Consider the following 21553-nt stretch of genomic DNA (forward strand, 5'->3'; position numbering starts at 1 on the left):
CCTCGAATGCTTCCTGCGTCGGTTCAGCGGTCATAGATCTCGCTTCGTTTGCCGATTTGGACGACGGTGACAATGAGTCGGTCGTCCTCGATCGTGTAGAGGATGCGGTAGTTGCCCTGCCGGACGCGGTAGCGTTCCTGGCCTGAGAGCTTTTCGCTGCCGGGGCCGCGTGGATCGGCGGCGAGAGCGTCGATCCGCTTGAGGATGCGTTTGACGTCCGCCTTCGGTATCGGCCGCAGGTCCTTGAAGACCGACCGCTTGAATTCGATCCTATATTTTGCCATCGGCCTTTAGCTTCGCGAGCATCGCTTCATACGAGATAACAGGTTCCTTCGCCCGGGCGTCAAAAGCAGCCAGGTCTTCCTGATCCTCGCGAAGGCTTTCCCTGAGAGCATCGTTCACGATGTCCGATATCGAGCGGCTGGTCGAGGCCGATTTGAGCTTGACCGCACGATGGATCGCCGGGTCAAGATAGATGGTCGATCGCTTTGTTTCCGTTGACATGTGAACATTATAACGGTGTGACGCTAAAACGTCCAGATGTTTTCGCGGGTTTACGCCGCCTTTCGCGCACTTACTATTCATGGCTTTAACCGGCCTGATATGCTATAAAAATGCGAAAATGGCTTACTCGCAGCGGGCAAATTGGCCCTTGCCTCGGCGTTCATCAATCCTTACATCAGATCAAGCATGAGACTCCGATTCACAATAACCCTCACATTCGTTCTGCTTTTGTTTCCGATGCTGGCTTTCTCGCAGACTGCTGAGCAGCTTGCGCGGGCGAAGGTGCTTTTTGATCAGGGGTTGGCGAACTACGAGCGAAGGCAATACGACGCGGCGATCGCGAATTACACGGAATATCTGAAGATCCGGCCGAATGAACCGACAGCGTGGTTCAACCGGGGTTTGGCTCACTACTATAAGACGCTGGCAAGCCCAAATGAAGCGGGCTACCGGCAAGCGGCGGCAGATGTTTCGCAGGCGATCAAGCTGGACAGCAAGCACGCTGTTTATTGGCACACGCGCGGCGGCATTTATTCGCATTTGATGGCGGTCGATTTTGCGCCTTCGCGTGATAGAGCGATCGCTGATTTCACACAGGCCATCCGGCTCGACCCGAAATATGCACCGGCTTTCCGCGAACGCGGCGTGGTTTACGAACGGGTAAACCGCAACCGCGAGGCTCTTGCCGACCTGAACACGGCGATCCGGCTCGATCCGACGAACGCCGTCGCCCATTACACCCGGGCAAAGGTCTTTGGGGCCCAAAAGAACTACGCCGCGGCCCGTCGCGATGCCGAGACGGCGATCCGGCTGGATCGGAACTACTCGGTCGCGAGGATCTACCTCGATTACATAAACAGCGAGGAGCGGAAGGCGAGTTCCGTCGCTCAAAAGCCGCAACCGACGCGGCCCGCTCCCGCTCGCCCGCGGCCGACCCCGGCGGCGATGCGTCCGCCGACTACCGCGGCAAAGCTGCCTGCGGAGGTGACGAGTGCAGCCGAGGCATTTCAGCTTGCGAGTGCCGCCGAAGCGGCTCGCAACCACCGACAGACGGTCGCCCATGCGAGCCGAGCTCTGGAGCTGTTGCCGATGGCCGGCCCAACGCAACCGCGGGATGACCTGATGCTCAGTGTTTTTATGGGTGCGCTCGAGATGAGGGCTCGGGCATACTCGGCTCTCGCCGACAACGCGAGATCAGATGCCGATTACGAGCGGGCGGCCAAGGCGACGATGGACGCAACCGTCCGCTACATGAATGCCGCCACAGCCGCGCTCGACCGCGACACGGGTTCTTCCGGAGCCGGCCTGATAAAGTCGTCGGTCGAATCCGGCAAGGCCGTCATCTATTGCACTTCGGGACTCGAGACGGCGAAGGAATGGGTCGATACGGTTGACCGGACGCGGCCGAACGTTCGGATCGACGCTTTCAAGGCAGTATTGACCATGGCGGGCGTCCGCGAGATCTGTGTGCAGGCTCACATAATGTATGCCGGCGACCAGGCTGGGCAGGCGATCTTGCAGATCGGTAACAAGGCGAAATACTATTCGGACGCTCTCGAAACACTCCGGAAAGCCATCGCGATGATGCCGAACTATGCCGCCATCTACAAGGAAAGAGCAAAGATCCATCGCCGTTTTGGGCGTGCGGACCTTGCCGTCGCAGATGAACAAAAGGTCCGCGAACTCGAGGCGGCTAAGAACCGTCCGAACTAACCGCAAGCAACTCGAGCGTTTTCTCATCCGGCGCGCCGTCGAAAAAAGCATCAAGGACCTGTTCGAAGACCGAGCCCGGCTCGGCGATCTGGGCAAAAAGCGTCATCGAGGAGCGGAGCTTCAATGTGTCGGTGCGGCCGAAGATCTCCTCTGCCGTTTTTTCGCGGTGTGCGAGGCAGGCCGCGGAGATCTCGCGAAGCCGCGGGCCGAGCACCCAGTGGGTAAGGTATTCGCGGGCTTCGTCAAGCGAGCCGATCGCGTACTTCCGAGCCATATCAGACTCCCCAAGTCCGGCGATCTGCGGAAAGATGTACCACATCCAATGAGTTATTTTTCGTCCGTTCTTTACCTCACCAAGCGCCCTTTCGTAGCTGCCGTGTTGGGCCTCGACAAAGCGTTGAAGGTTGAAGGGGTCATCGTCTTCCATATCATTTACTGCCGCACGCTTTCTCTTTCCAGCTTTCGATCTTTAGGTTCGAGTATTGGTCCATCGAGATCACGGCCTGAACATTTGCCGTTTTCCCGTTCGTCCTGGTGGCCATACAGAGCCTGAAAATTCGTTCACCGAGCTTCGGTTCGCGGTCCTCGGCCTTGAGGATGCGGTCGAGTGCGATCTGCTTACTTGTTTCGCTGCTCCGCTCTTTTACGGCGAAATCGGCTGCAAAACGTGCACCAACGTCATCAGTGCTGATCGCCTTAAAGCCGTCACTGCCGGCGCTTGCACGACAGGTCGAATTCCTCCAAACCAATAAAGTGAGGTTCGAGTACTGATCCATCGAAACGGTCGCCTGAACCTTCGATGGCTTGCCATTTGTTTTGACGGCGAGACAAAGGCGGAAGTCCCGTGCGCCAAGCATCGGTTCACGGTCCTCGGCGGCGAGGATCTGCTCGAGAGCGATATCCTGCTTTCTTTTTTTCCGCTCGTTCCTTCACGGCGAAGTCGGCGGCAAGGCGAACTCCGGCGTTCGAAATGTCCGTAGGCTTGAAATTGTCTGCCTGAGCGATGGCCGCTCCCGCGAAGGCAAGAACGATCGCAACCGCCCCGATCGCTCCGTGAAGGTGTTTGTTCATATTCACTATATTGCTCCTCAAGGCGATGACTGCTGCATTATTTCCCGGTCGTAAGAGAACCGATCCTGCGAAACCGTTGTCCACAATATCCCGCAAACCCGCAAATTCAAAAGAGCTCCCGAAGCGATCGCCGCAGGCCGGAGATCAGGTCCGAGCCCGGTTTGCCTGCAACGTCGGTGTTCAGCACAAAGAGAGTCGCGGTTTTCGACGCGGGGTCGAATTCTATATAGCTGATAAAGCCGTTCTGGTCGCCGCCGTGGCCGATCAGCTTTCGGCCATTTCTCTGGTCGATGAAAAAGATGAGGCCGATGTCGGTGGTGAAGCCGGGGTTGCCGTTAGCGTCGGTTTCAGCTTTCAATGCGGGCTGCCACATCTCCTCGAGTGATGAGCGCTTGAGGATGGTGTCGTAAGGCGTGCTGCCGCTGACTGACTGGCCGCCCGCTGCTCCCGTCACCCCTCCTTGGGCAGGAGGGGAGCCAAGCAAGAAATTCAAGTATTTGGCCATGTCGGCGACCGGGGCGTTGAGCCCGCTGTTCGAGACGGTGATGCCGGTGTCGGCGTCGAAGCGGCCTTCGGTCCGCTTGCCCTCGCGGATGAAATAGCTGTGCGAGCGGTGCGGCAGGAGGTGCGGCGGCGTTGTGTCGAAATAGCTGCTGTGCATCCCGAGCGGCCGGAGGATGTTCTTGTCGATATAGGCTTCGTAGGGCTCGCCCGAGACCTCCTCGATGATGCGGCCGAGATAGATGATGCCGGGATTCGAGTAGCTGAATTTCGTGCCGGGTTTGAAGAGCACCTCGGTGAACGGAAACATCGCAACGAGCTGCGACCACTCGGTCGGTTCGAACGGCTCCCAGGGTTTGTTATTTCGCCAGGGCCATGTGCCGCCGCGGAAGCCGCCCGAATGCGTCAGAAGATGGCGGATGCTTATCTCGTCCATCGAGCCGAAGGGGTTGTGTATCTTGCGAAGCTCGGGCAGGTATTTCGTTACGGGGTCATCGAGCTTGAGCAGGCCGCGGTCGCGGAGCTGCATTATCGCAATGCCGGTGAAGGGCTTTGTGTTCGAGGCCCAGTGGTAGATGGTCGCGGCATTTGCGGGCTGCTTCTTTTCAATATTCGCGAGGCCGTACTGCTCCTCGGCGATGACTTTGCCCTCGCGGATCACAACAAGGCTGCCGCCCGCGACGCCCGCCTTTTCGAGCTCGCTGCGAAAGCCCTGCCGAAGGGCGTCTGTCTTATCCGTTTGTGCGTGTCCGAGCGTCATTGTTAGCAAGATAAAAATTGCGAGCGTTAAAGATCTCATGAGTGTCTTGTGTCTGCCTACTTATGCTTGATGTCCACGACGAAGCGGGCCGGTTTCTCGAGCTCGAGCACACGATAGCCGTTTGGCGAGCCGACACCGGCGACCCACTCGACCTGGCCTTCGAAGTCGCAGGTGGACTTCAGCTCTAGCAGATTCGGCAGCTTTGGCACGAGCTCGCGAGAGCCGAGCGTCGGTTTGCCTTCATCGGTGTGTGCACGTGCCGGTTCAAAGCGAACCTGCAGCCAGCCGTCGCCCGCGAGCGGGACGACATCTCCCGCACCGCACGAGCGAACGGGCTTATCGATATATTCGAGGTGGTAGCCGGGGATCTCGTCGCCGGCAAATTCGAAGACGATCCGGTCAAAGCCCTCGTGGCGGCCGGTGCGGATCGCCTTGAGCACGGCAGCGTCTTTGATTGCCTTCCTTTTATCGATAATGCCTGTGGTGCCCTCAAAGTCGTCCTTTCCCGCCGGTACTTCGTCCTTTGGCGTCGGGCTTTGCTCAGCGACGGTACCGGCCTCTTCGGTGCGGCCGGAGGTGGCGGTCGCCGGTGCGGGTTGATCATTTGCGGCCGGCCGGCTCGGAGGCGAAGAGCATGCAGCAGCGATCAAGATCAGCGGAATCAGAAATCTCATGCCGAGGATTTTATCCGATATCGTTTGCGAATAGTGAATGGTGAATAGTGAATAGTGGAAAGTGGAAAGCGGACCGTGTGGAATGTAACCAAGCGAACGATCTGAACTTAGCGGCTTTGCTTCTTTGCGACTTTGCGTTGAAAAAACGTCTTTCCTTCGAAGAACTTAAAAGGGCTCAGATTCACGCACGGGTTTGGGCTGTTATACAATTGAGGGGAATGAGTACGTACGAGAATCTTTCTGAAACGCAGAAGTTTGCCTGCCGGGTGATCGCAGACCATGCCCGCTCGACGGCGTTTTCCATCGCAGACGGCATCTTGCCCGGAAACGAGGGCCGCAACTACGTCCTTCGCAAGATAATGCGGCGGGCGATCTACCATGGCCGCGAGCACCTCGGCTATACCGACCCGTTTTTCTACAAGGTCTGCGACTTCGTCGTTGATGAAATGCAGGCCGCGTTTCCGGAACTCGGCGTCCAGCGGGATTTATCGGCAAGATGGTCCGGCTTGAGGAAGAGCGGTTTGGCAACACGATGACCGTGGGCTTGGGCAGGCTCGGCGATCTTGCGATAACGCCCGAAACCGAGCCGAACGATGCATTGTTCTTAGGCATTGCAAAGCTCTATGACACCTACGGCACGCCGCGTGACCTGATCCGCGTTTTCCTTGAAGAGAAGGGACTCGTGCTTGAAGAGGACGAGTATAACGAGCGGTTCGACGCCGCTTTGCAGGAGCTGCAGAAGCAGACCGGCATTGGGCAGACGCAGCGGAAGAGCGAGATCTCGCCGATCTATGCCGAGTTGCTTGAGGCTGTCGGTGCCGCGAATTTTCGGGGCTATGATACGACGCGATGGGACGAATCCGAGGTCATCGGGATCGTCGTCGGTGATAAGCGCGTCGATCAAATGACCGAGGGCGAGGAAGGGCTGGTCGTTCTTCGTGACACACCTTTCTATGCCGAATCGGGCGGGCAGGTCGGCGATACGGGCGTGCTTTCTAACGCTGAAACGCGCCTCAAGGTGATGGACACGTTTTCGCCGCTCGCGGGGCTGATACTTCACAAATCAAAGGTCGAGAGCGGGACGCTGAAGGTCGGCGAAATCGTTGCGACCTCGGTAGATGAGTTTCGGCGCGATGCGACGCGGCGGAATCACACGGCGACGCATCTGCTCCACGCGGCGCTGAAAGAGGTGCTCGGCACTCATGTGAAGCAGGCCGGGTCGGTCGTTGCGCCAAATTATCTGCGGTTCGATTTTACGCACTATCAGCCGATGACCGCGGCGGAGGTCCGCGAGGTCGAGGACCTTGTCAATCGATACGTTCTTCAGAATGAGCCCGTCACGACGAACATGATGTCGCTTGAGGACGCGATGCGTTCCGGTGCGGTGGCGATGTTTGGCGAGAAATACGGCTCGGAGGTCCGCGTCTTGCGCGTCGGCGACGGCAAGTTCTCGATGGAGCTTTGCGGCGGTACGCACGTCCGGGCGACCGGCGATATCGGCAGCTTTAAGATCACGTCCGATGAGGCGATAGCCTCGGGCGTCCGCCGCATCCGGGCGATAACGGGCTTTGATGCCTTTGAGCGTTTCCGCGAGGACGAGGTGCTGATCGACCGTTCGCTCGAGGCGCTCAAGACGCAGCGGGACAACCTGCCGTCGGCGATCGAGCGGCTGCAGGAAGAGGTCAAACGGACGCGGAAGGAGATCGAGGAACTGAAGCTTAAGATCGCGACCGGAGCCGCGGGCAATGGATCGGCCGGCGGCGCTGAGGCTCGGGAGATCGGCGGCGTAAAGGTACTCGCAAAGATCGTTGACGGGCTTGATGCCAACGGCCAGCGGCAGCTTTCGGATACGCTTCTCGCGAGGCTGAAGTCCGGCGTCGTTGTGCTCGGCCGCAAGGATGAGGGCAAGGCGAGCATTATCGTCCGCGTCTCCGCCGACCTTACTGATAAGGTCAAGGCCGGGAACATCGTCAAGGAGATCGTGCCGCTGCTCGGCGGCCGCGGCGGCGGGCGTCCCGACATGGCCGAAGGCGGCGGGCCTGATGCCGACAAACTCAGCGAAGCGATCGATGCCGCTTACGCATCGATAGAGAAGATGGCATCGTAACCCTTTTTATTGCAACGTTTTTGGGCCCGGCGGCGTCGTAGTATCAATAACAGATACAGACGAGGCCATATGATAGTCCAAAGAATCGCAACATTTTTGCTTGCGGCATTCTTGATCGGGATGCCGTTTTTTATTTCTGTCCAGCCGGCCAATGCCGAAGCCGGCAACGCTCCGAGAGCGGATGACAGGATCGAACAATTCATCGGCACCTACCGCCGAGAATTCATCGGTTCGAGCGGGCGCGTCGTCGAGCTTCTCGACCTTAAGCCCGACCTAACCGCATTGATGACCGGCGACTACGAGAATCGCGGAAATGTGGTTCGCACCGGACACTGGACGTACGCAAGAAGCCGTGTGATCGTCACATTTGCGCCGATCGATATCGGCGGGACACCGATCGTTCTTGAGTTTTCGCGGACGGGCGGCTGGTGGTTCCGTTCGGGCGACGATCTAAAGCTCCGCGAGGCAACACCTTCGGGCTTTGCTGAGGAAGGCGCGGTCTATGAACGAATTAACAATGGTTAAATTTTCAGTCCGGGGCAACTTTTTGGCGCTTTCGAACGTTTAAAGGTTGTAGCGAGGTTCTTTGATCGCCGCGCCTCACCGCTAGCTGTCATAAATGCGTGAAGCGCGGTGTTTTTGTCTCTAGGGAGAATTGTCGGAGCGTGAACGATGTATGCGGGAACACAGATCGGGCGTTATGAGATCCGTTCCAAGATCGGCGAGGGCGGAATGGGCGAGGTTTATTCGGCGCTCGACCACGAGCTTGACCGTAACGTGGCGATAAAGCTCCTGCCCTTCGAATTCACGGTTGACGAAGACCGCCGCAACCGCTTTCGCCAGGAAGCCCGGGTCGTCTCCGCCCTCAATCATCCGAACATAATCACCATCTTTGAGATCGGCGAGGACGAGCACGGTAGCTATCTGGCGACGGAACTCGTCGAGGGCAAAACGCTTCGTGAAGTTCTCAAGACCGAATCGCTGACGCTCGTGCGAATGCTCAAGATCATCGAGCAAACGGCCAATGCGCTGGTTGCTGCCCATCAGGCGCACATCATCCACCGCGACATCAAGCCGGAGAACATAATGGTCCGGCAGGATTCGATCGTAAAGGTGCTCGACTTCGGCCTGGCGAAATCAAAATACGCTCTCGGCGAGGGCGCCGACGCGAACAAGACGCTTCCGGGAACGGTGATGGGAAGTGCCCGTTATATGTCGCCGGAGCAGGCCCGCGGCCACGAGGTCGATGAGCGGACGGACATCTGGAGCCTCGGCGTCGTGCTTTACGAGATGCTGATCGGAAAGGCACCGTTCGATGGCGAAACGACGGCCGATACGATCGCGGCGGTGGTTTACAAGGAGCCCGTGCCGCTCGTGGACCACCTGCCGAACATACCGCCGGAACTGACCCGGATCGTCCGCAAAGCTCTGCAGAAAGACCGCGAGGAACGCTACCAGAGCGTTAAGGACTTTGCGCTCGACGTCCGCGAGCTGCTCCACGAGCTTGAGCACACGAACAGCGGCCGGCGGAGCGGGCACACGACATCTTCGCCCGATTTTAATGAGAACCCGACGATGCTCCACCGGACGGTGAGCGGCAATCACCCGACCGGGAACGCGACCGTATTAACAAGCGTGCCCTCGCATGGCGGCGGTCCGCAGCGTAGCTTTTCGCTCAAGCGGACGGCCGGCGTCGCGGCGGCACTTTCGCTGCTTGCGCTCATTGCGGCCGGGTTCTATTCATATCTCGGCAACGAAGAGCGACAGGCGGAAACGGCGTTCATCAAGCCGCAGATCTCGCGGATCAACACGGACGGCCGCGTCGCGCTTCCGGCCATTTCGCCCGACGGAAAATATATTGCATACGTAAGCGGCGAGATCGGTAACCGCAGCCTGGTCGTAAGGCAGGTCGCGACCGACAGCACGATAACGCTCGTCCCGGCGACGAACTTGGTTGTGAAGTCGATCTCGTTCTCGCCAAGCGGTGACCATGTTTACTTTACGCAGACGAGCAGCGATTTCAGTATCAGCACGCTTTACCAGGTGCCGACGCTCGGCGGTACGCCAAAGCGGCTGGTCGAGGACGTTGACAGCCCGGTCGCATTCACACCGGACGGCAAGCGGTTCGCTTTCATCCGGCATATACCGAAAACGAATGCGGACACGATCTATTTGGTCGATACCGAAACGCTTGAGCTAGAGGAATTTCTCTCGACGCCGGCGACCGAATACAACATGTTCGTTTTCCGGTTGGCCTTTTCGCCGGACGGCAAAAAGCTTTTGGCGGGCGGCGGCATCCGGCAGAGCGGATTCCTGATGAAAACGGACGTGGTCGAGATCGACGTCGCGACCAAGAAGCTTCGGCCGCTAAACAGGCGTGAGTTTCAGATGGTGACGAACTTCGGCTGGCTGGAAGATGGCTCCGGCTACGTTTTCACCGCACGGCCGACGCAGAACGATAATGTTCAGATCTGGCTCGCCTCGTATCCCGAAGGCGAACTGCACCAGGTGACGAACGACCTGAACGACTATGCCGACCTCGGCATCTCGGGCGACGGCCGGACGATGGTGACCATCAAGGGCGACGCGACGGGTTCGCTCTGGAGAATTCCTGCAGCCGGTAATGCGCCGGCTCAGATCACCTCCGATGGACGCGCCGTTGAGGGCAAGGCCGGCGTGCTCGCGACCCGCGACGGCAAGATAATTTACACCCGCAACGAGGGCAAAACGGCCCAGCTCTGGCAAGCGGATGCCGACGGAAAGAACGCGGCCGTGCTTTTTGCAGATACCGGCTTCGCGGTCGATCCTGCACTTTCGCCGGACGGCAAGACACTGGTCTTCAATTTGCAGAAAGACCGCCGTTCGCGCATCTGGCGGATCAATGCCGATGGCTCGGGCCCGGCGCAGTTGACGGCGGATGAAGCGAACACGCTCGACCTGATGCCGCAGATAACTGCCGACGGGCGAAGCGTCATTTTTCAACGGCAGGCCGAGGGCGAGGAGCGGTTCAAGCTGATGCGGGTGCCGATCGAGGGCGGGCCGGCAGAGATTTTCTACGAGCACGAATCGCGGGGCGTTTTTCACCCGCGGATGTCGCCGGACGGCAAGCGGATGGCGTTCGTCACTTACGACCTTGCGAACTTTGAAAAGCGGCTGCACATTGCTGCGATCGAGGACGGAAAGGTGAAGGCGATCGAGCGCGACATCGAATACAACCTGATCAACAATTACGTTTGGTCGCCGGACGGTAAGGAACTAACGGTGCTGACCAACCGCGGCGGGGCGATGAACCTTTGGCGGCAGCCGATCGATGGCTCGCCGGCGACGCCGATCACGGATTTCAGCTCCGGGCTGATCTTCAATTTCAGTTGGTCGGCGGACGGCCGCGAGCTGCTCGTCGCACGCGGGAGCATTAATAACGACCTGATCCTCATCAAAGACGGCCTGCGGGAAGCCGCCGATGTTTCGCTCCGCCGGGCCGGCCCACGCGAACGGTCTTAGCTCGCAATTTGGGCGACGTTTGTGAGAAGCCGCTCGACCTCTTCCTCGGTCGTATAAAGGCTGATGCCGGCACGGACCAATCCCTGTTGGCTTATGCCGTAACGCTCGACGACCGTCGATGCGTAGAAATCTCCATGCGAAATGTAAATGCCCGAGTCGATCAGACGTCGGCTGACCTCGCTTGAGGGCCGGTCGCCGACGGTGAATGAGACGAGCGACGTCCGCTCAGCCTCGGGGCCGGGGCCGTAAACCCGAACGCCGGGAATGGCCGAGAGCCCGTGCCAGAGCCACTTGGTAAGTGCGTCATCTTTGTCGTGCATCTTATGGAAAGCATCGGCAAGGCGTTCCCGCCGCGTCGTCCCCTGGCCGAGCGAGGCAATAAAATCGACTGCCGCTCCGGCTCCGACGATCGACTCGTGGCTCTGCGTTCCGGTCTCGGCACGGTCGGGTGCGTTGTTTGGCGAAGGGGCGAGCTTCGGGAAATCGGCCTTCTCAAGAAGCGCACGCCGGCCGAAAAGAATACCGATGTGCGGGCCGTAAAATTTATAGGCCGAGCAGGCGAGGAAGTCGCAGCCGATGGCCGTGACGTCGATCAGTTTATGCGGGGCGAAGTGAACGGCATCGACGAAGCTGAGGGCTCCGGCTTCGCGAGCCATCCGGCAGACGGCAGCAACGTCTGTAATGGTTCCAATGGCGTTCGAGGCGGCGCCGATGGCGACGAGCCGCGTGCGTTCATTTAGCAACGCGGGAAGCTCATCGAGGAGCAGCGTCCCGCTCTCAATATCCATCGGCAAAGTGCGGACGATCATTCCGCGCTCCTTCTCAAGCGATCGCCAGGTATCGACATTGGCGTGGTGATCGAGTTCGGTAACGACCAGCTCGTCGCCCGCCTGCCAGCCGCGGCCGAGAGCACGGGCGAGGTGAAACGTTAGGGTCGTCATATTTTGGCCAAAGACGACCTCATCCGGTGACGAATTGAAGAAGTCGGCAAACGCCGCACGCGAATTGGCGATCAACGCATCGGTCTCGTCGCTGGTCGGGAAGCCCCAATGTGTGTTGGCATTATGGTTGTAAAGGTAATCGTTCATCGCCTCGACTACCGGCCGCGGGATCTGCGTCCCGCCGGGCCCGTCGTAATAGGCGACGGCGTGGCCGTTGTGTGTGCGGGCGAGTGCGGGAAAGTGCTCGCGGATCCCGGAAAGAGAGAACGTCGTTTCGGCGGCTGTGGTGTTCATTGTTTTGATCGGTTCGGGTGCAGGTTCTCGATGGAAACACTTTAACCGAAGGCCCGCTTTGCACCAACCGCCTATGCGAAAGAGGCTTACATTTCGGGCGGCGATTGGGATATGCTAAGCGGATATGGCAAAGGCTGAGGCAGAGGAAGCTGCGGCAAATGAGATCATCTCGAGCGATCCGGCAACGGGCCGCGAGGTCGGGCGGGTTCGCGTAACGACGCCGGATGAAGTGCGCGAGGCGGTCGAGCGTTCGCGGCAGGTTTTCCACATGTGGAAAACGACGAGCTTTGCCGAGCGGCGGCGGCTGGTGATGCGGGCCCGCGAGGTGATCCTCGATGAAATGGAAGCGATCGCCGAGCTGATCTCGGCCGAATCGGGCAAGCCGAAGGGCGAGGCCATTGCGCTTGAGATCGCACCGGTGCTCGACCTGATGCAGTGGATCGCACGGAGCGCGGAAAAGATGCTTCGGCCGCGGCGGATCGGCATCGGGCTTTTCGGTTTGCTCGGGCGGTCGTCGAAGGTGGTCTATCACCCGCTCGGCGTTGTCGCGATCATTCCGGCGTGGAACTATCCGTTCTCGATCCCGCTCGGCGAGGCGGTTATGTCGCTGATGGCTGGGAACACGGTCGTGATAAAGCCCTCGGAGCTGACGCCGCTGACCGGCGTAAAGATCGGTGAGATATTTGAGCGTGCCGGCTTCCCGAAAGATGCTGTTCAGATCGTAAGTGGTGCGGGCGAAACGGGTGCCGCACTTGTCGAAGCCGCCCCGGACAAGATCGCCTTTACGGGCTCGGTCGCGACCGGACGAAAGATCGCCGAGGCTGCGGCACGGAACCTGACTTCGGTCGTGCTCGAACTCGGCGGAAAGGACCCGATGATCGTTCTCGCCGATGCCGACCTTGAGGCGGCAGCCAATGCCGCCGTCTGGGGAGCCTTCTGCAACGCCGGGCAAAATTGCGCATCGGTCGAGCGGCTTTACGTTCACGAATTGATCGCCGAGGAGTTTACCCGCCGGATCATCGAGAAAACTAAGAAGCTTAAGGTCGGGCCCGGCAGCGACCCCGATGTCTCGGTCGGGCCGATGTCGTCCGAGCGGCAGATCCGGATAGTCGAGCGCCACGTTGATGACTTTCGCGAAGCGGGAGCGGAGATACTCACGGGCGGGGAAAGGAGAGCGGACACTCTTGTCCGCATGAGCGTCGCTTCGACGCGAACAAGCGCTAATTGCGAAGAAGCCTCTGTGGGCACGGATGATCTCGCCGGAGGAACCGGCGATGCGGACAGGAGTGTCCGCGCTCCGCTCATCTTTGAGCCGACGGTGATCACCGGTGCGACGAACGACATGCGGCCGATGCGGGAGGAGACCTTTGGGCCAACGCTGCCGATCTGCACTTTTGCGACCGAGGAAGAAGCTATCGCCCTTGCCAACGATACGGAGTTTGGCCTGACGGCGAGCGTCTGGACACGCGACATCGCCCGCGGCCGCCGCATCGCCGAACGCATTGAAGCAGGCACCGTCTGCATCAACGAACACCTCTACACCCACGGCATCGGGCAAACGCCTTGGGGCGGGTTCAAAAACTCCGGCCGCGGCCGCACGCACGGCCTCGAAGGCCTGCTCGAACTCGTTCAGCCGCAGCACATCCACACCAACCGCATCACGCTCCTGCCCGACGCCTGGTGGATGCCGTACTCGCCGACGGCACTTGAGACCTTCCGCGGCTTCGCAACCAAATTTGCCACGGGCTCCGTGCTCAAGACCGCAACGCTTTTACCGCAGCTCTGGAAACGCATCAAGGAACTGAGAAGAAAATGACCGAGAGAATGCCGGCAATATTTTTCGGCCACGGAAATCCGATGAATGCCCTTGCGGAGAACGAGTACACGCGGGCGTGGCGGAGCATCGGCGAAGCGATGCTGCGGCCAAAGGCGGTGCTTTGCATTTCGGCCCATTGGTACGTGCCGATGGTTGCGGTTACCGCGATGGAGCGGCCGCGGACGATACATGATTTCGGCGGGTTTCCGCGGGAGCTTTTTGAGGTCGAATATCCGGCACCGGGCTCGCCGGAGCTTGCTGAAAGAGTGCGGGAACTGATAGGCGGCGACGTTGCCGCTGACACCGGAACCTGGGGGCTTGACAACGGCACATGGTCGGTTTTCTGCCACGTTTTTCCCGAGGCGGACGTGCCGATCGTGCAACTCGCGATCAACCGGGCCGAGCCGCCGGAGTTTCACTACGAGCTCGGCCGCCGGCTCTCGCCGCTAAGGGACGAAGGCATTCTGATCGCGGCGAGCGGTAACATTATCCATAATCTTCACGCCTACGCCTGGGGGCGGCAAGATGTCGAGCCGTTCGATTGGGCCGTGCGGTTCGAGCAACAGGCCCGGAGCCTGATCGAACGCGCGGAGCACGGGCCGCTCGTCGATTATCAAAAGCTCGGTGAAGATGCCCTGCTTTCCGCTCCGACGCAAGACCATTATCTGCCGCTGCTCTACGTGCTCGGCGCCGCCCGCGAGGACGACGCCGTTTCATTCCCCGTCGCGGGATTCGACGGCGGTTCCATTTCGATGTTGGCAGTTCAGTTCGGGCTCGGCGAACGGTTGGGCGGATAGTTTTTTAACTATCTGAATGCGGGGCGACGGGCACCGAACCAAGAGCCAATTAAGGCGGAGATTGGGATCGCGATCGCCGAGACAAGCCAGCCGGTTCCCACACCGGAGGAGATTCGTTCCATACCGAGTCCCGATACAAAATAAAGCGACATGGCAGTTGCCGGCAGGCTCAGGATCAGTGCGGCAACAAGAAAATTGACCGGAAAACGGCGAACCAATAGGAAAGCACCAACGCCGAATACGAGCACGTCGGTGATGTTGAAAAGAGGAAAAAAGGAATAGACCAACTTCACAGCACCAAGCAACAAACCGGCACCGGAAAAAACGAGCGAGCTTTGTAATGCAGAAGCCATCCGGATAACTCTGCACCCTATCACAACTTGCCCATCTGGCCAAGAAAAATCTGACGGCGAAAGATGACTGCGGAAGGAGCATTCCCTCCGCAGTCTTTCTTTGTGAATTGATCTAGGTCACTTCGCAACCGCCACGCGGAGGTACGTTGCCGGGATGACCGTCTTGCCGGTGCCGTTGCCGCGGTTCTCTTTTTCGAATAGTTCTGTGAGTTCGGCGGCGAGTTGTTCTTCCTTGCCGTTTGTGGCGGCGGCGTCAAAGGCGTTCATCGTCGGGCCGTAGTAGCGGCGGAAAGTATCGACGAAACCGGCGGGCGTGCCGTCAAAACGAAATGTAAATGTGTCGCGTGCAAACGAGATGTTTTCTGCGGCGGCACCGGCGGCCGTGAAGCGTTCAATGACGTGTTCCTCAACGCCCCACGTCATCGGCGAGACGAAACCCTCGGGCGGCGGCGGCGAATAGGCCGACGAGATACGTAGTATCTGTGCGACCAGCGTCGGGTCGTTGGGGATCCAGTTGCCCATAAAGACGCGGCCGCCGGGCCGTGCGGCTCGGTACATCTCTTTCGCAACGTCGCCGGGCCGCGGTGCGAACATCGCCCCGAAGACGCTCATAACGAGGTCAAAGCTGCCGTCGGCGACCTCGCCGAGCGTGGATACATCGCCTTCCTGAAAGCGGACGTTTGCGAGGCCCGCTTCCTCGGCTCGCCGATTGCCGGCGGCGACCAGATTGCTCGCGATATCGACGCCGAGGACGTCGGCACCGCGTTTGGCGGCGGGTATTGCGGTCGTCCCATCGCCGCAGCCGAGGTCAAGGACCTTTGTTCCGCTGCCGATGCCGAGGCTTTCGACCACGGCCTCGCCGCTCTCGCGCATGCTTGTGGCGATGCGTGTGAAATCACCCTTTTCCCAAAGTGCTTTGTTTGCGTTCATTTCAATTCTCCATTAACCCGGGCTTAAATTTTGTGGGGCCATGTTCCCGATGATACAAAAGACGCTTTTCGCCGGCGGAAGCGGACATGCAGCGGGCGTAGTATAATGAACTTTTCGAAAAAAGGGAGATAAACTATGGAAACAATAAAGATACTTGGGATCGCCGGAAGCATCAGAAAGGCCTCGCTCAACCGTGCGGCGCTTCGTGCAGCGGCGGAGTTCCTGCCTGAGGGTGCGGAGCTGACTACGTTTGAGATAGACGAAATACCGCCCTTTAACCAGGATAGCGAGGCGAACCCACCGGTGGTGGTTGCGGACCTCAAGTCGGCTATCCGCGATGCGGACGCGATACTTTTCGTCTCGCCGGAGTATAACTATTCGATTCCCGGTGTGCTCAAGAATGCCATCGACTGGGCGTCGCGGCCCTATGGCGACAGTGCCTGGGATGGCAAGCCGGCGGCGATCATGGGCGTTTCGGGCGGTGCGCTCGGCACGGCGAGAATGCAGTATGACCTCCGCAAGGTGATGGTATTTCTGAATATGTATCCGCTCAACCGGCCGGAAGTGATGATCGGCAACAGCGGCGAGCGGTTTGACGACGAGGGCAATCTGACCGATGATTCAACGCGGAAGATAATGGCGAAGCAGCTTGCGGCACTCGTCGAGTGGACACGAAAGCTGAAGAAATAGATGGGAAGAAGATCGGCGATAGTTAAAGAGATCACGGAGCGGCTCTCGATGCCGCGGGTGCAGATCTCGATAATTCTTGCTCTAACGGCTGGCTCCGCCTTTATGGTTTCGGCCGTTTTATTGCGGCTTGATGTGACCGAGATGGCTCTCCGCTATCCGCTCGCCGTTATCGCCGGATACATCACTTTTCTCATTCTGCTCCGCATCTGGATCTGGCTTAATACTGAAGAGCCGCTCGGCGACCCGGACTTTGACGGCGGCGGCGACCTGACGCTCGCGGTGATGGACGGGCTCGACGATATCCGTATCGGCGGGTCTGCGGGCAGGACATTTGGTGGCGGCGGTGATTTTGCCGGTGCCGGTGCGGGCGGCGATTGGGGCGATGCGAAGTCCGTTCCTATGCCGGTCGGGTTTTCATCGGGCGGAAGCTCGTCCTCGCTTTCCACTGGTTCAAGCTCGGGAAGCGGGCTCGGGAGCTTTGACTTTGACCTCGACGATGGCCTTGCCCTTCTGTTGGTCGCGGCCATTCTGATCATCGCTTTTTCGGCGATCATCTACGTTGTTTGGATCGCCCCGATCCTTTTTGCCGAGCTGCTCATAGATGCGGCCGTCGTCGGCTCGCTCTACAAACCCGTCAAGAACATCGAGCGTACCCACTGGCTGCTGACGGCGCTAAAAAAGACCGGAATCCCGGCCCTTGTCGTCCTCATACTTTTTGCCGTCGCCGGCTTTATAATGCAGGCCGCTGTACCGGAAGCCGTAACCATCGGGGAATTTTTCCGGGCGGTGGTTGGATAAGGCAATTATGAGAGTTCGCCGGCGGGTGCGGGTTCGGTGGTTGGTTCGGCGATTTCGCGGCGGTATGTTTTGATCCAGAGGATGTGGATGGTGACGCCGAGGGCGATGGCGACGAGCAGAAGGCTGACCCAGAGTTTTGCGGAAATGATCCAGATGCTGAATCCCATCGAGGCCCACAATAAGGATAACGTGCTCACCTTTTGCCGGACAGACATTCCGCCGCCCGATCTGTAATTGCGAATGTATCCGCCAAGCCAGCGATTATTCAGCAGCCAAGAATGGAAACGTTCGGAGCTGCGGGAATAGCAGTAAGCCGCCATTAGCAGGAAAACGGTCGTCGGCATCAGCGGCAAAAAGATGCCCAGCACCCCAAGGGCGACGAAGAGGGTGCCCGCAAAGATCAGTATTGCCTTTCTGATATCCATCGCTGCTTTCGGAGATTATACCAATTTTAAACGCGAAAAATTAAATCGATATATGCCACAAGACGCAATGACACCGAACTTTTTGCCTCTGAGCCCGGTCGAACTCGGTTCGGCGGAACAGGCGAGCCGGGCCTCGGGTTTTCTTGATCTAATGAACCGGCGGCGGACGGTGCGGGAATTTTCGCCGCGGGATGTGCCGATCGAGCTTATTGAAAAGGCGGTCGCGACGGCCGGAACGGCGCCTTCGGGGGCGAATATGCAGCCGTGGCGGTTTGTCGTTGTCCGCGATGCGGAAGTGAAAAGGAAGATACGCGAAGCGGCCGAGAAAGAAGAGCACGAAAGCTATAACAGCCGGATGAGCGAGAAATGGCTGCGACGGCTTGCCCCGTTGGGCACGGACGAGAACAAGCCTTTTCTGGAGATCGCACCGTACCTGATCATCGTCTTTCGCATCACGTCCATCGAAGAAAATGGCGAGACGGAGCCGACGTATTACTCGCAGGAATCGGTTGGGATTGCGGTCGGGCTGCTGCTCGCCGCTCTGCACAACATGGGCCTCGCAACGCTGACCCACACACCAAGCCCGATGAAATTTTTGCAAGAGATACTCGGCCGCCCGCGCAACGAAGTGCCCTTCGTCCTCATCCCGGTCGGTTATCCGGCCGAGGATGCCCGCGTTCCCGACATCAAGCGAAAACCGCTTGAGGAGATAATGATCATCGTATAGCTGGCACTGGCCCTTAAGCAGACATCAACCGTGCGAACTCTCCGCGGATCGGCGATATCTCGCCGCCATCGTAGAATCGCAGCAGAGCATCAGGCGATACTCCGGCCCGGTAACTCACGAGCAGTTCGTCCGGGTCATATTCGACGCCGACCGGATTGACCTCGAAGCCCGTTTTCATGAAAGCACTTGCCTCCTCACCCGAACTCAAAAGATCGACCTGAAACTCCATCTGATTCCCGTCGGGGTCGGCGTAATACATAGACACGGTAATGCCGTGGTGAATGCACCAGTAGGGCGAGATGCCTCTCGCCTTCAGCAAAGCATAATTCTCCAACAGGTCGCCAATGCCCTCGAGCGTATAGCCGACATGGTCAACGCCAATCGCATCGCTCTTTTCGATCGCTCCGCCGTCCGGCTGCAAAACGTTCATATCGGCGAACGCAAAACGATGATGCTCGTCGTCGTAGGTCATGAACGCAAGTGCCGGGTTCTTAAACTGAATGCGAGCATCGAAAACGGTCGAGTACCATTCCAGCATTTCTTGAAAACGCCGAGTGCGGTAAACGATGTGAGCGAATCTCGTAGGGCGTGCGATTTTCATATTTTCCTCCATTTGGTGTGCACGAGTTCGGGCTGATCTGACCTATTTGGAGATACGGTTGAGCGTACGCCCGGCGACCTGAACGCCAGAAACGTTGCCGTTCACAGGGTTGAGATTGAATGTCACGATAGAGATTCCGCGCCACCGTTGCTCCCACTTCACGTTGAATGCATCGACCTGTCGATGTTCGAGTTCTCCGACGGGCTTACCGTTTATCATCAGACGAAGTTTTTCGTTTGAAAACCTGACCTCGATCTCGCCTATAAAGTCGTCGCGGTAACGCCCCGCATATGCGGACAGAGGCCGGCTCGGCTTCGTATCTTTCAGGTTCGCGGCGAGCTGTGCGCTTGATTGCTTTTCAGCATTCGCTTCGAGCTCGTCGTACATCTTTTTGAATTCCACGCTCCAATCGCGGCCCTTCGGATCGTCGAAACCGAAGACGTCAAACACCTTGTAAACGAGTGCATGCCTGAGCTGGGTCTGATCGATATTGCCAAAGACGTAAACGCCGACCTTTTTGTCCCTAAGCAAACCAACTATCGCGGTCCTGCCCGCAAGGCTACCCGTGTGGATATCAGCCTTCAGCCCGCGGTAATCGTGCTGAAACCACCCCAGACCGTATGTCGCCCAGTTTGGTTTCAGAATGCTATACGTCGGATACGCGGCAGGCGTCGTCATAACTTGCGGGCGAAAGATCTCGTTCAATATTGTTTGGCTAACGAACGGCTTGCCGTCCACCCTGTGGTTATTCAACAAGAAGTTCATCCAGATCGCCATATCGTCGGAGGTTGACCAAACCGAGCCCGCCGGGCCGATCTCATCGGCATACATTTCGGGAATGACCTCGACCTTGCCGTCGATCCTGTAATGAGCCGACGAACGGTTTGCGTAGCTTAGTCCGCCGCGGATCGTCGCAAATGTGTTCTTCATTCCAAGCGGCGCGAATACTCGTTCCATCATGAACCGCTCCCACGTCATTCCCGAGACCTTTTCGATGATCTTGCCCGCGACCAAATACATTACGTTCTGGTACACAAACCCGCCGCGAAATGGATATACCGGCGAAACGTGCTGCATTCGTCTGAGAATTTCATCGCTTGAATAATCAAAGGCCCACGCCCACAAAATGTCGGTGTTCGGCATACCGGCGTTGTGTGTGAACAGGTCGCGCACCTTTAGCTGGCTCGTGATATAGGGGTCGTTGACCCTGAATCCAGGAAGGTGGTCGATGACGTTGTCGTCCCATTTGAGCTTGCCTTCGTCAACAAGCAATCCCATCGCGACGGCGGTCATCGCCTTGGTCGTTGACATCGCGCCAAAGAGCGTTCGGTTGTCAACGGCCTCGGGCTTACCGATATCGCGAACGCCATAACCCTTTGAGAGCAGGACTTTGCCATCCTGAACGACAGCGACCGAAATGCCTGGAATGTCCCACGTTTTCTGTGCTGCTCCAATGTATCGGTCAAGCTCGTCAACTCGAGGTTGGGCAGTCTGCGCATTCGCAGTAAAAGCGAACGCGACTGTCATTGTCATCAGCAAAAGGAATGTAAGTTGTTTCGTCATATCGTCGTTCTCCGGCCTACGCTATTTAAACCGTCATCGTAAATCCTCCGTCCGGTGTAAGAGTAGTGCCAGTTATGTAGCTTGCTTCGTCGGAACAAAGGAACAAGATCGCGGACGCGATCTCTTCCGGCTTGCCGACGCGTCGGACGTGGACCTGCGGCACCATGGCATTATCGAAAGGCTCGTCGCCGATGATGCCGCGGATCCGTTGGTGCATCGGCGTATCAACAAACCCCGGGCAGACGATGTTTACTCTGATTCCGTGCGGTGCGAGCTCGGCGGACGCGCTTGTCGTCAAGCCGACCTGTCCGTGCTTCGAAGCGACATATGCGGCTCCTGACCCGAAACCGAGAAAAGAGTTCACCGAGCCTACATTGACTATCGCTCCGCCGTGCCCGCCATCGAGCATCGCTCGTGCCTCGTATCGCAGACATAGATAGTTACCTTTCAGGTTGATGTCGAGGACCTTGTCCCAGTCATCTTCCTCGAGATCGACAATGTTCGCGATCCTGCCTTCGATGCCGGCATTATTCACCGCGTAATCGAGCCGTCCAAACGTCGCGATAGCGTGAGCCACCATCTTCTCGACGTCCTGAGCATTGGACACATCGGTCTTGATAGCAGTCGCTTTCCCGCCAGCGGCCTCGATCTCAGCCACCAGCGTGTCGAGCTCCTCTTGCCGTCTGGCCGCAAGCACTACGCTCGCCCCCTTGGCGGCAAACGCCGTGGCCGTCGCCCTCCCGATCCCGCTGCTCGCTCCAGTTATCAGTGCAACTTTATCTTTCAT

The 21553-nt window shown here is 58.5% G+C and carries 24 protein-coding genes; 10 read left to right on the forward strand and 14 right to left on the reverse strand.

What is annotated here, in order from left to right; translation table 11 throughout:
* Positions 1-23: 23 nt before the first annotated feature.
* Both IPM21_06095 and IPM21_06100 read right to left on the reverse strand, forming a co-directional pair.
* Entirely contained in the window at positions 24-284 is a 261-nt protein-coding gene (locus tag IPM21_06095) for a type II toxin-antitoxin system RelE/ParE family toxin (GenBank protein MBK9163477.1), read from the reverse strand.
* Entirely contained in the window at positions 271-504 is a 234-nt protein-coding gene (locus tag IPM21_06100; protein MBK9163478.1) for a CopG family transcriptional regulator, read from the reverse strand. The genes IPM21_06095 and IPM21_06100 overlap by 14 nt, the downstream gene beginning before the upstream one ends.
* A 186-nt stretch (positions 505-690) precedes the next feature.
* Here IPM21_06100 and IPM21_06105 point away from each other — a divergent pair, with 186 nt between their 5' ends.
* Positions 691-2217 (forward strand): tetratricopeptide repeat protein, encoded by a 1527-nt coding sequence (locus IPM21_06105; GenBank protein ID MBK9163479.1) that lies wholly within the window; start codon positions 691-693, stop codon positions 2215-2217.
* Here the strand turns inward: IPM21_06105 and IPM21_06110 are convergent.
* The 5 genes from IPM21_06110 to IPM21_06130 form a co-directional block, all read right to left on the reverse strand.
* On the reverse strand, positions 2198-2644 hold the full coding sequence (locus IPM21_06110) for a DUF1810 domain-containing protein (protein MBK9163480.1): 447 nt from the start codon (positions 2642-2644) through the stop codon (positions 2198-2200). The two genes, IPM21_06105 and IPM21_06110, sit on opposite strands and share 20 nt — an antisense overlap.
* A 1-nt stretch (position 2645) precedes the next feature.
* Positions 2646-3074 (reverse strand): hypothetical protein, encoded by a 429-nt coding sequence (locus tag IPM21_06115; GenBank protein ID MBK9163481.1) that lies wholly within the window; start codon positions 3072-3074, stop codon positions 2646-2648.
* A gap of 4 nt (positions 3075-3078) precedes the next feature.
* Positions 3079-3288 carry a hypothetical protein gene (locus IPM21_06120; GenBank protein ID MBK9163482.1) on the reverse strand — a complete coding sequence of 70 codons (210 nt, stop codon included), beginning with the start codon at positions 3286-3288 and terminating at the stop codon, positions 3079-3081.
* Positions 3289-3394: 106 nt separating this feature from the next.
* Positions 3395-4588, reverse strand: coding sequence for a beta-lactamase family protein (locus tag IPM21_06125; protein ID MBK9163483.1), 1194 nt, complete (start codon positions 4586-4588; stop codon positions 3395-3397).
* Between the two features lie 17 nt (positions 4589-4605).
* The gene (locus IPM21_06130; GenBank protein ID MBK9163484.1) at positions 4606-5223 is read right to left on the reverse strand and encodes a hypothetical protein; all 618 of its coding nucleotides are present in this window, start codon (positions 5221-5223) and stop codon (positions 4606-4608) included.
* 218 nt (positions 5224-5441) lie between these two features.
* Between IPM21_06130 and IPM21_06135 the strand changes: the two genes are divergently transcribed.
* From IPM21_06135 to IPM21_06150, 4 genes are all read left to right on the forward strand, one after another.
* On the forward strand, positions 5442-5759 hold the full coding sequence (locus IPM21_06135) for a hypothetical protein (GenBank protein ID MBK9163485.1): 318 nt from the start codon (positions 5442-5444) through the stop codon (positions 5757-5759).
* Positions 5720-7330: a hypothetical protein gene (locus IPM21_06140; GenBank protein ID MBK9163486.1), complete on the forward strand. Its 1611-nt coding sequence runs from the start codon at positions 5720-5722 to the stop codon at positions 7328-7330. Before IPM21_06135 ends, IPM21_06140 begins: the two co-directional genes overlap by 40 nt.
* A gap of 69 nt (positions 7331-7399) precedes the next feature.
* Positions 7400-7855 (forward strand): hypothetical protein, encoded by a 456-nt coding sequence (locus IPM21_06145; protein MBK9163487.1) that lies wholly within the window; start codon positions 7400-7402, stop codon positions 7853-7855.
* A gap of 147 nt (positions 7856-8002) precedes the next feature.
* Positions 8003-10831, forward strand: coding sequence for a serine/threonine-protein kinase (locus tag IPM21_06150; protein ID MBK9163488.1), 2829 nt, complete (start codon positions 8003-8005; stop codon positions 10829-10831).
* On the opposite strand, the gene IPM21_06155 is transcribed toward IPM21_06150, so the two are convergent.
* On the reverse strand, positions 10828-12066 hold the full coding sequence (locus tag IPM21_06155; GenBank protein MBK9163489.1) for a cysteine desulfurase-like protein: 1239 nt from the start codon (positions 12064-12066) through the stop codon (positions 10828-10830). The genes IPM21_06150 and IPM21_06155 overlap by 4 nt on opposite strands.
* 124 nt (positions 12067-12190) lie before the next feature.
* Between IPM21_06155 and IPM21_06160 the strand changes: the two genes are divergently transcribed.
* The gene (locus IPM21_06160) at positions 12191-13882 is read left to right on the forward strand and encodes an aldehyde dehydrogenase family protein (GenBank protein ID MBK9163490.1); all 1692 of its coding nucleotides are present in this window, start codon (positions 12191-12193) and stop codon (positions 13880-13882) included.
* Positions 13879-14679: a 4,5-DOPA dioxygenase extradiol gene (gene ygiD, locus IPM21_06165; GenBank protein MBK9163491.1), complete on the forward strand. Its 801-nt coding sequence runs from the start codon at positions 13879-13881 to the stop codon at positions 14677-14679. Before IPM21_06160 ends, ygiD begins: the two co-directional genes overlap by 4 nt.
* Positions 14680-14687: 8 nt before the next feature.
* Here the strand turns inward: ygiD and IPM21_06170 are convergent, their stop codons facing one another.
* Positions 14688-15032: a hypothetical protein gene (locus tag IPM21_06170; protein MBK9163492.1), complete on the reverse strand. Its 345-nt coding sequence runs from the start codon at positions 15030-15032 to the stop codon at positions 14688-14690.
* 117 nt (positions 15033-15149) lie between these two features.
* Entirely contained in the window at positions 15150-15962 is an 813-nt protein-coding gene (locus IPM21_06175) for a class I SAM-dependent methyltransferase (GenBank protein ID MBK9163493.1), read from the reverse strand.
* Positions 15963-16097: 135 nt separating this feature from the next.
* On the opposite strand from IPM21_06175, the gene IPM21_06180 reads away from it, so the two are divergent.
* Positions 16098-16652 (forward strand): NAD(P)H-dependent oxidoreductase, encoded by a 555-nt coding sequence (locus IPM21_06180; protein MBK9163494.1) that lies wholly within the window; start codon positions 16098-16100, stop codon positions 16650-16652.
* On the forward strand, positions 16653-17450 hold the full coding sequence (locus IPM21_06185; GenBank protein MBK9163495.1) for a hypothetical protein: 798 nt from the start codon (positions 16653-16655) through the stop codon (positions 17448-17450). It abuts the gene before it with no gap.
* Between the two features lie 5 nt (positions 17451-17455).
* Here the strand turns inward: IPM21_06185 and IPM21_06190 are convergent, their stop codons facing one another.
* Positions 17456-17875 carry a YbaN family protein gene (locus IPM21_06190; protein MBK9163496.1) on the reverse strand — a complete coding sequence of 140 codons (420 nt, stop codon included), beginning with the start codon at positions 17873-17875 and terminating at the stop codon, positions 17456-17458.
* A gap of 67 nt (positions 17876-17942) precedes the next feature.
* Between IPM21_06190 and IPM21_06195 the strand changes: the two genes are divergently transcribed.
* Positions 17943-18602, forward strand: a complete 660-nt coding sequence (locus tag IPM21_06195; GenBank protein MBK9163497.1) for a nitroreductase family protein — start codon at positions 17943-17945, stop codon at positions 18600-18602.
* Between the two features lie 13 nt (positions 18603-18615).
* Here the strand turns inward: IPM21_06195 and IPM21_06200 are convergent, their stop codons facing one another.
* Genes IPM21_06200 through IPM21_06210 form a run of 3 tightly spaced genes read right to left on the reverse strand, consistent with a single transcriptional unit; the run spans position 18616 to position 21553 of the window.
* Complete coding sequence (locus tag IPM21_06200) at positions 18616-19203, reverse strand: VOC family protein (GenBank protein MBK9163498.1); 588 nt, start codon at positions 19201-19203, stop codon at positions 18616-18618.
* Positions 19204-19245: 42 nt separating this feature from the next.
* Positions 19246-20766, reverse strand: a complete 1521-nt coding sequence (locus IPM21_06205) for a serine hydrolase (protein ID MBK9163499.1) — start codon at positions 20764-20766, stop codon at positions 19246-19248.
* Positions 20767-20791: 25 nt separating this feature from the next.
* A complete protein-coding gene (locus tag IPM21_06210) occupies positions 20792-21553 on the reverse strand; it encodes a glucose 1-dehydrogenase (protein ID MBK9163500.1) in 762 nt (253 codons plus the stop codon).

Source organism: Acidobacteriota bacterium, from assembly GCA_016716435.1.
In the GTDB taxonomy this organism is placed as follows: Bacteria; Acidobacteriota; Blastocatellia; order Pyrinomonadales; family Pyrinomonadaceae; genus OLB17.

What these genes read in the sequence shown, in the direction of transcription:
- IPM21_06095 (MBK9163477.1), bottom strand. Translation starts at nt 284, where the DNA reads ATGGCAAAATATAGGATCGAATTCAAGCGGTCGGTCTTCAAGGACCTG.
- IPM21_06100 (MBK9163478.1), bottom strand. Translation starts at nt 504, where the DNA reads ATGTCAACGGAAACAAAGCGATCGACCATCTATCTTGACCCGGCGATC.
- IPM21_06105 (MBK9163479.1), top strand. Translation starts at nt 691, where the DNA reads ATGAGACTCCGATTCACAATAACCCTCACATTCGTTCTGCTTTTGTTT.
- IPM21_06110 (MBK9163480.1), bottom strand. Translation starts at nt 2,644, where the DNA reads ATGGAAGACGATGACCCCTTCAACCTTCAACGCTTTGTCGAGGCCCAA.
- IPM21_06115 (MBK9163481.1), bottom strand. Translation starts at nt 3,074, where the DNA reads ATGCTTGGCGCACGGGACTTCCGCCTTTGTCTCGCCGTCAAAACAAAT.
- IPM21_06120 (MBK9163482.1), bottom strand. Translation starts at nt 3,288, where the DNA reads ATGAACAAACACCTTCACGGAGCGATCGGGGCGGTTGCGATCGTTCTT.
- IPM21_06125 (MBK9163483.1), bottom strand. Translation starts at nt 4,588, where the DNA reads ATGAGATCTTTAACGCTCGCAATTTTTATCTTGCTAACAATGACGCTC.
- IPM21_06130 (MBK9163484.1), bottom strand. Translation starts at nt 5,223, where the DNA reads ATGAGATTTCTGATTCCGCTGATCTTGATCGCTGCTGCATGCTCTTCG.
- IPM21_06135 (MBK9163485.1), top strand. Translation starts at nt 5,442, where the DNA reads ATGAGTACGTACGAGAATCTTTCTGAAACGCAGAAGTTTGCCTGCCGG.
- IPM21_06140 (MBK9163486.1), top strand. Translation starts at nt 5,720, where the DNA reads ATGGTCCGGCTTGAGGAAGAGCGGTTTGGCAACACGATGACCGTGGGC.
- IPM21_06145 (MBK9163487.1), top strand. Translation starts at nt 7,400, where the DNA reads ATGATAGTCCAAAGAATCGCAACATTTTTGCTTGCGGCATTCTTGATC.
- IPM21_06150 (MBK9163488.1), top strand. Translation starts at nt 8,003, where the DNA reads ATGTATGCGGGAACACAGATCGGGCGTTATGAGATCCGTTCCAAGATC.
- IPM21_06155 (MBK9163489.1), bottom strand. Translation starts at nt 12,066, where the DNA reads ATGAACACCACAGCCGCCGAAACGACGTTCTCTCTTTCCGGGATCCGC.
- IPM21_06160 (MBK9163490.1), top strand. Translation starts at nt 12,191, where the DNA reads ATGGCAAAGGCTGAGGCAGAGGAAGCTGCGGCAAATGAGATCATCTCG.
- ygiD (MBK9163491.1), top strand. Translation starts at nt 13,879, where the DNA reads ATGACCGAGAGAATGCCGGCAATATTTTTCGGCCACGGAAATCCGATG.
- IPM21_06170 (MBK9163492.1), bottom strand. Translation starts at nt 15,032, where the DNA reads ATGGCTTCTGCATTACAAAGCTCGCTCGTTTTTTCCGGTGCCGGTTTG.
- IPM21_06175 (MBK9163493.1), bottom strand. Translation starts at nt 15,962, where the DNA reads ATGAACGCAAACAAAGCACTTTGGGAAAAGGGTGATTTCACACGCATC.
- IPM21_06180 (MBK9163494.1), top strand. Translation starts at nt 16,098, where the DNA reads ATGGAAACAATAAAGATACTTGGGATCGCCGGAAGCATCAGAAAGGCC.
- IPM21_06185 (MBK9163495.1), top strand. Translation starts at nt 16,653, where the DNA reads ATGGGAAGAAGATCGGCGATAGTTAAAGAGATCACGGAGCGGCTCTCG.
- IPM21_06190 (MBK9163496.1), bottom strand. Translation starts at nt 17,875, where the DNA reads ATGGATATCAGAAAGGCAATACTGATCTTTGCGGGCACCCTCTTCGTC.
- IPM21_06195 (MBK9163497.1), top strand. Translation starts at nt 17,943, where the DNA reads ATGACACCGAACTTTTTGCCTCTGAGCCCGGTCGAACTCGGTTCGGCG.
- IPM21_06200 (MBK9163498.1), bottom strand. Translation starts at nt 19,203, where the DNA reads ATGAAAATCGCACGCCCTACGAGATTCGCTCACATCGTTTACCGCACT.
- IPM21_06205 (MBK9163499.1), bottom strand. Translation starts at nt 20,766, where the DNA reads ATGACGAAACAACTTACATTCCTTTTGCTGATGACAATGACAGTCGCG.
- IPM21_06210 (MBK9163500.1), bottom strand. Translation starts at nt 21,553, where the DNA reads ATGAAAGATAAAGTTGCACTGATAACTGGAGCGAGCAGCGGGATCGGG.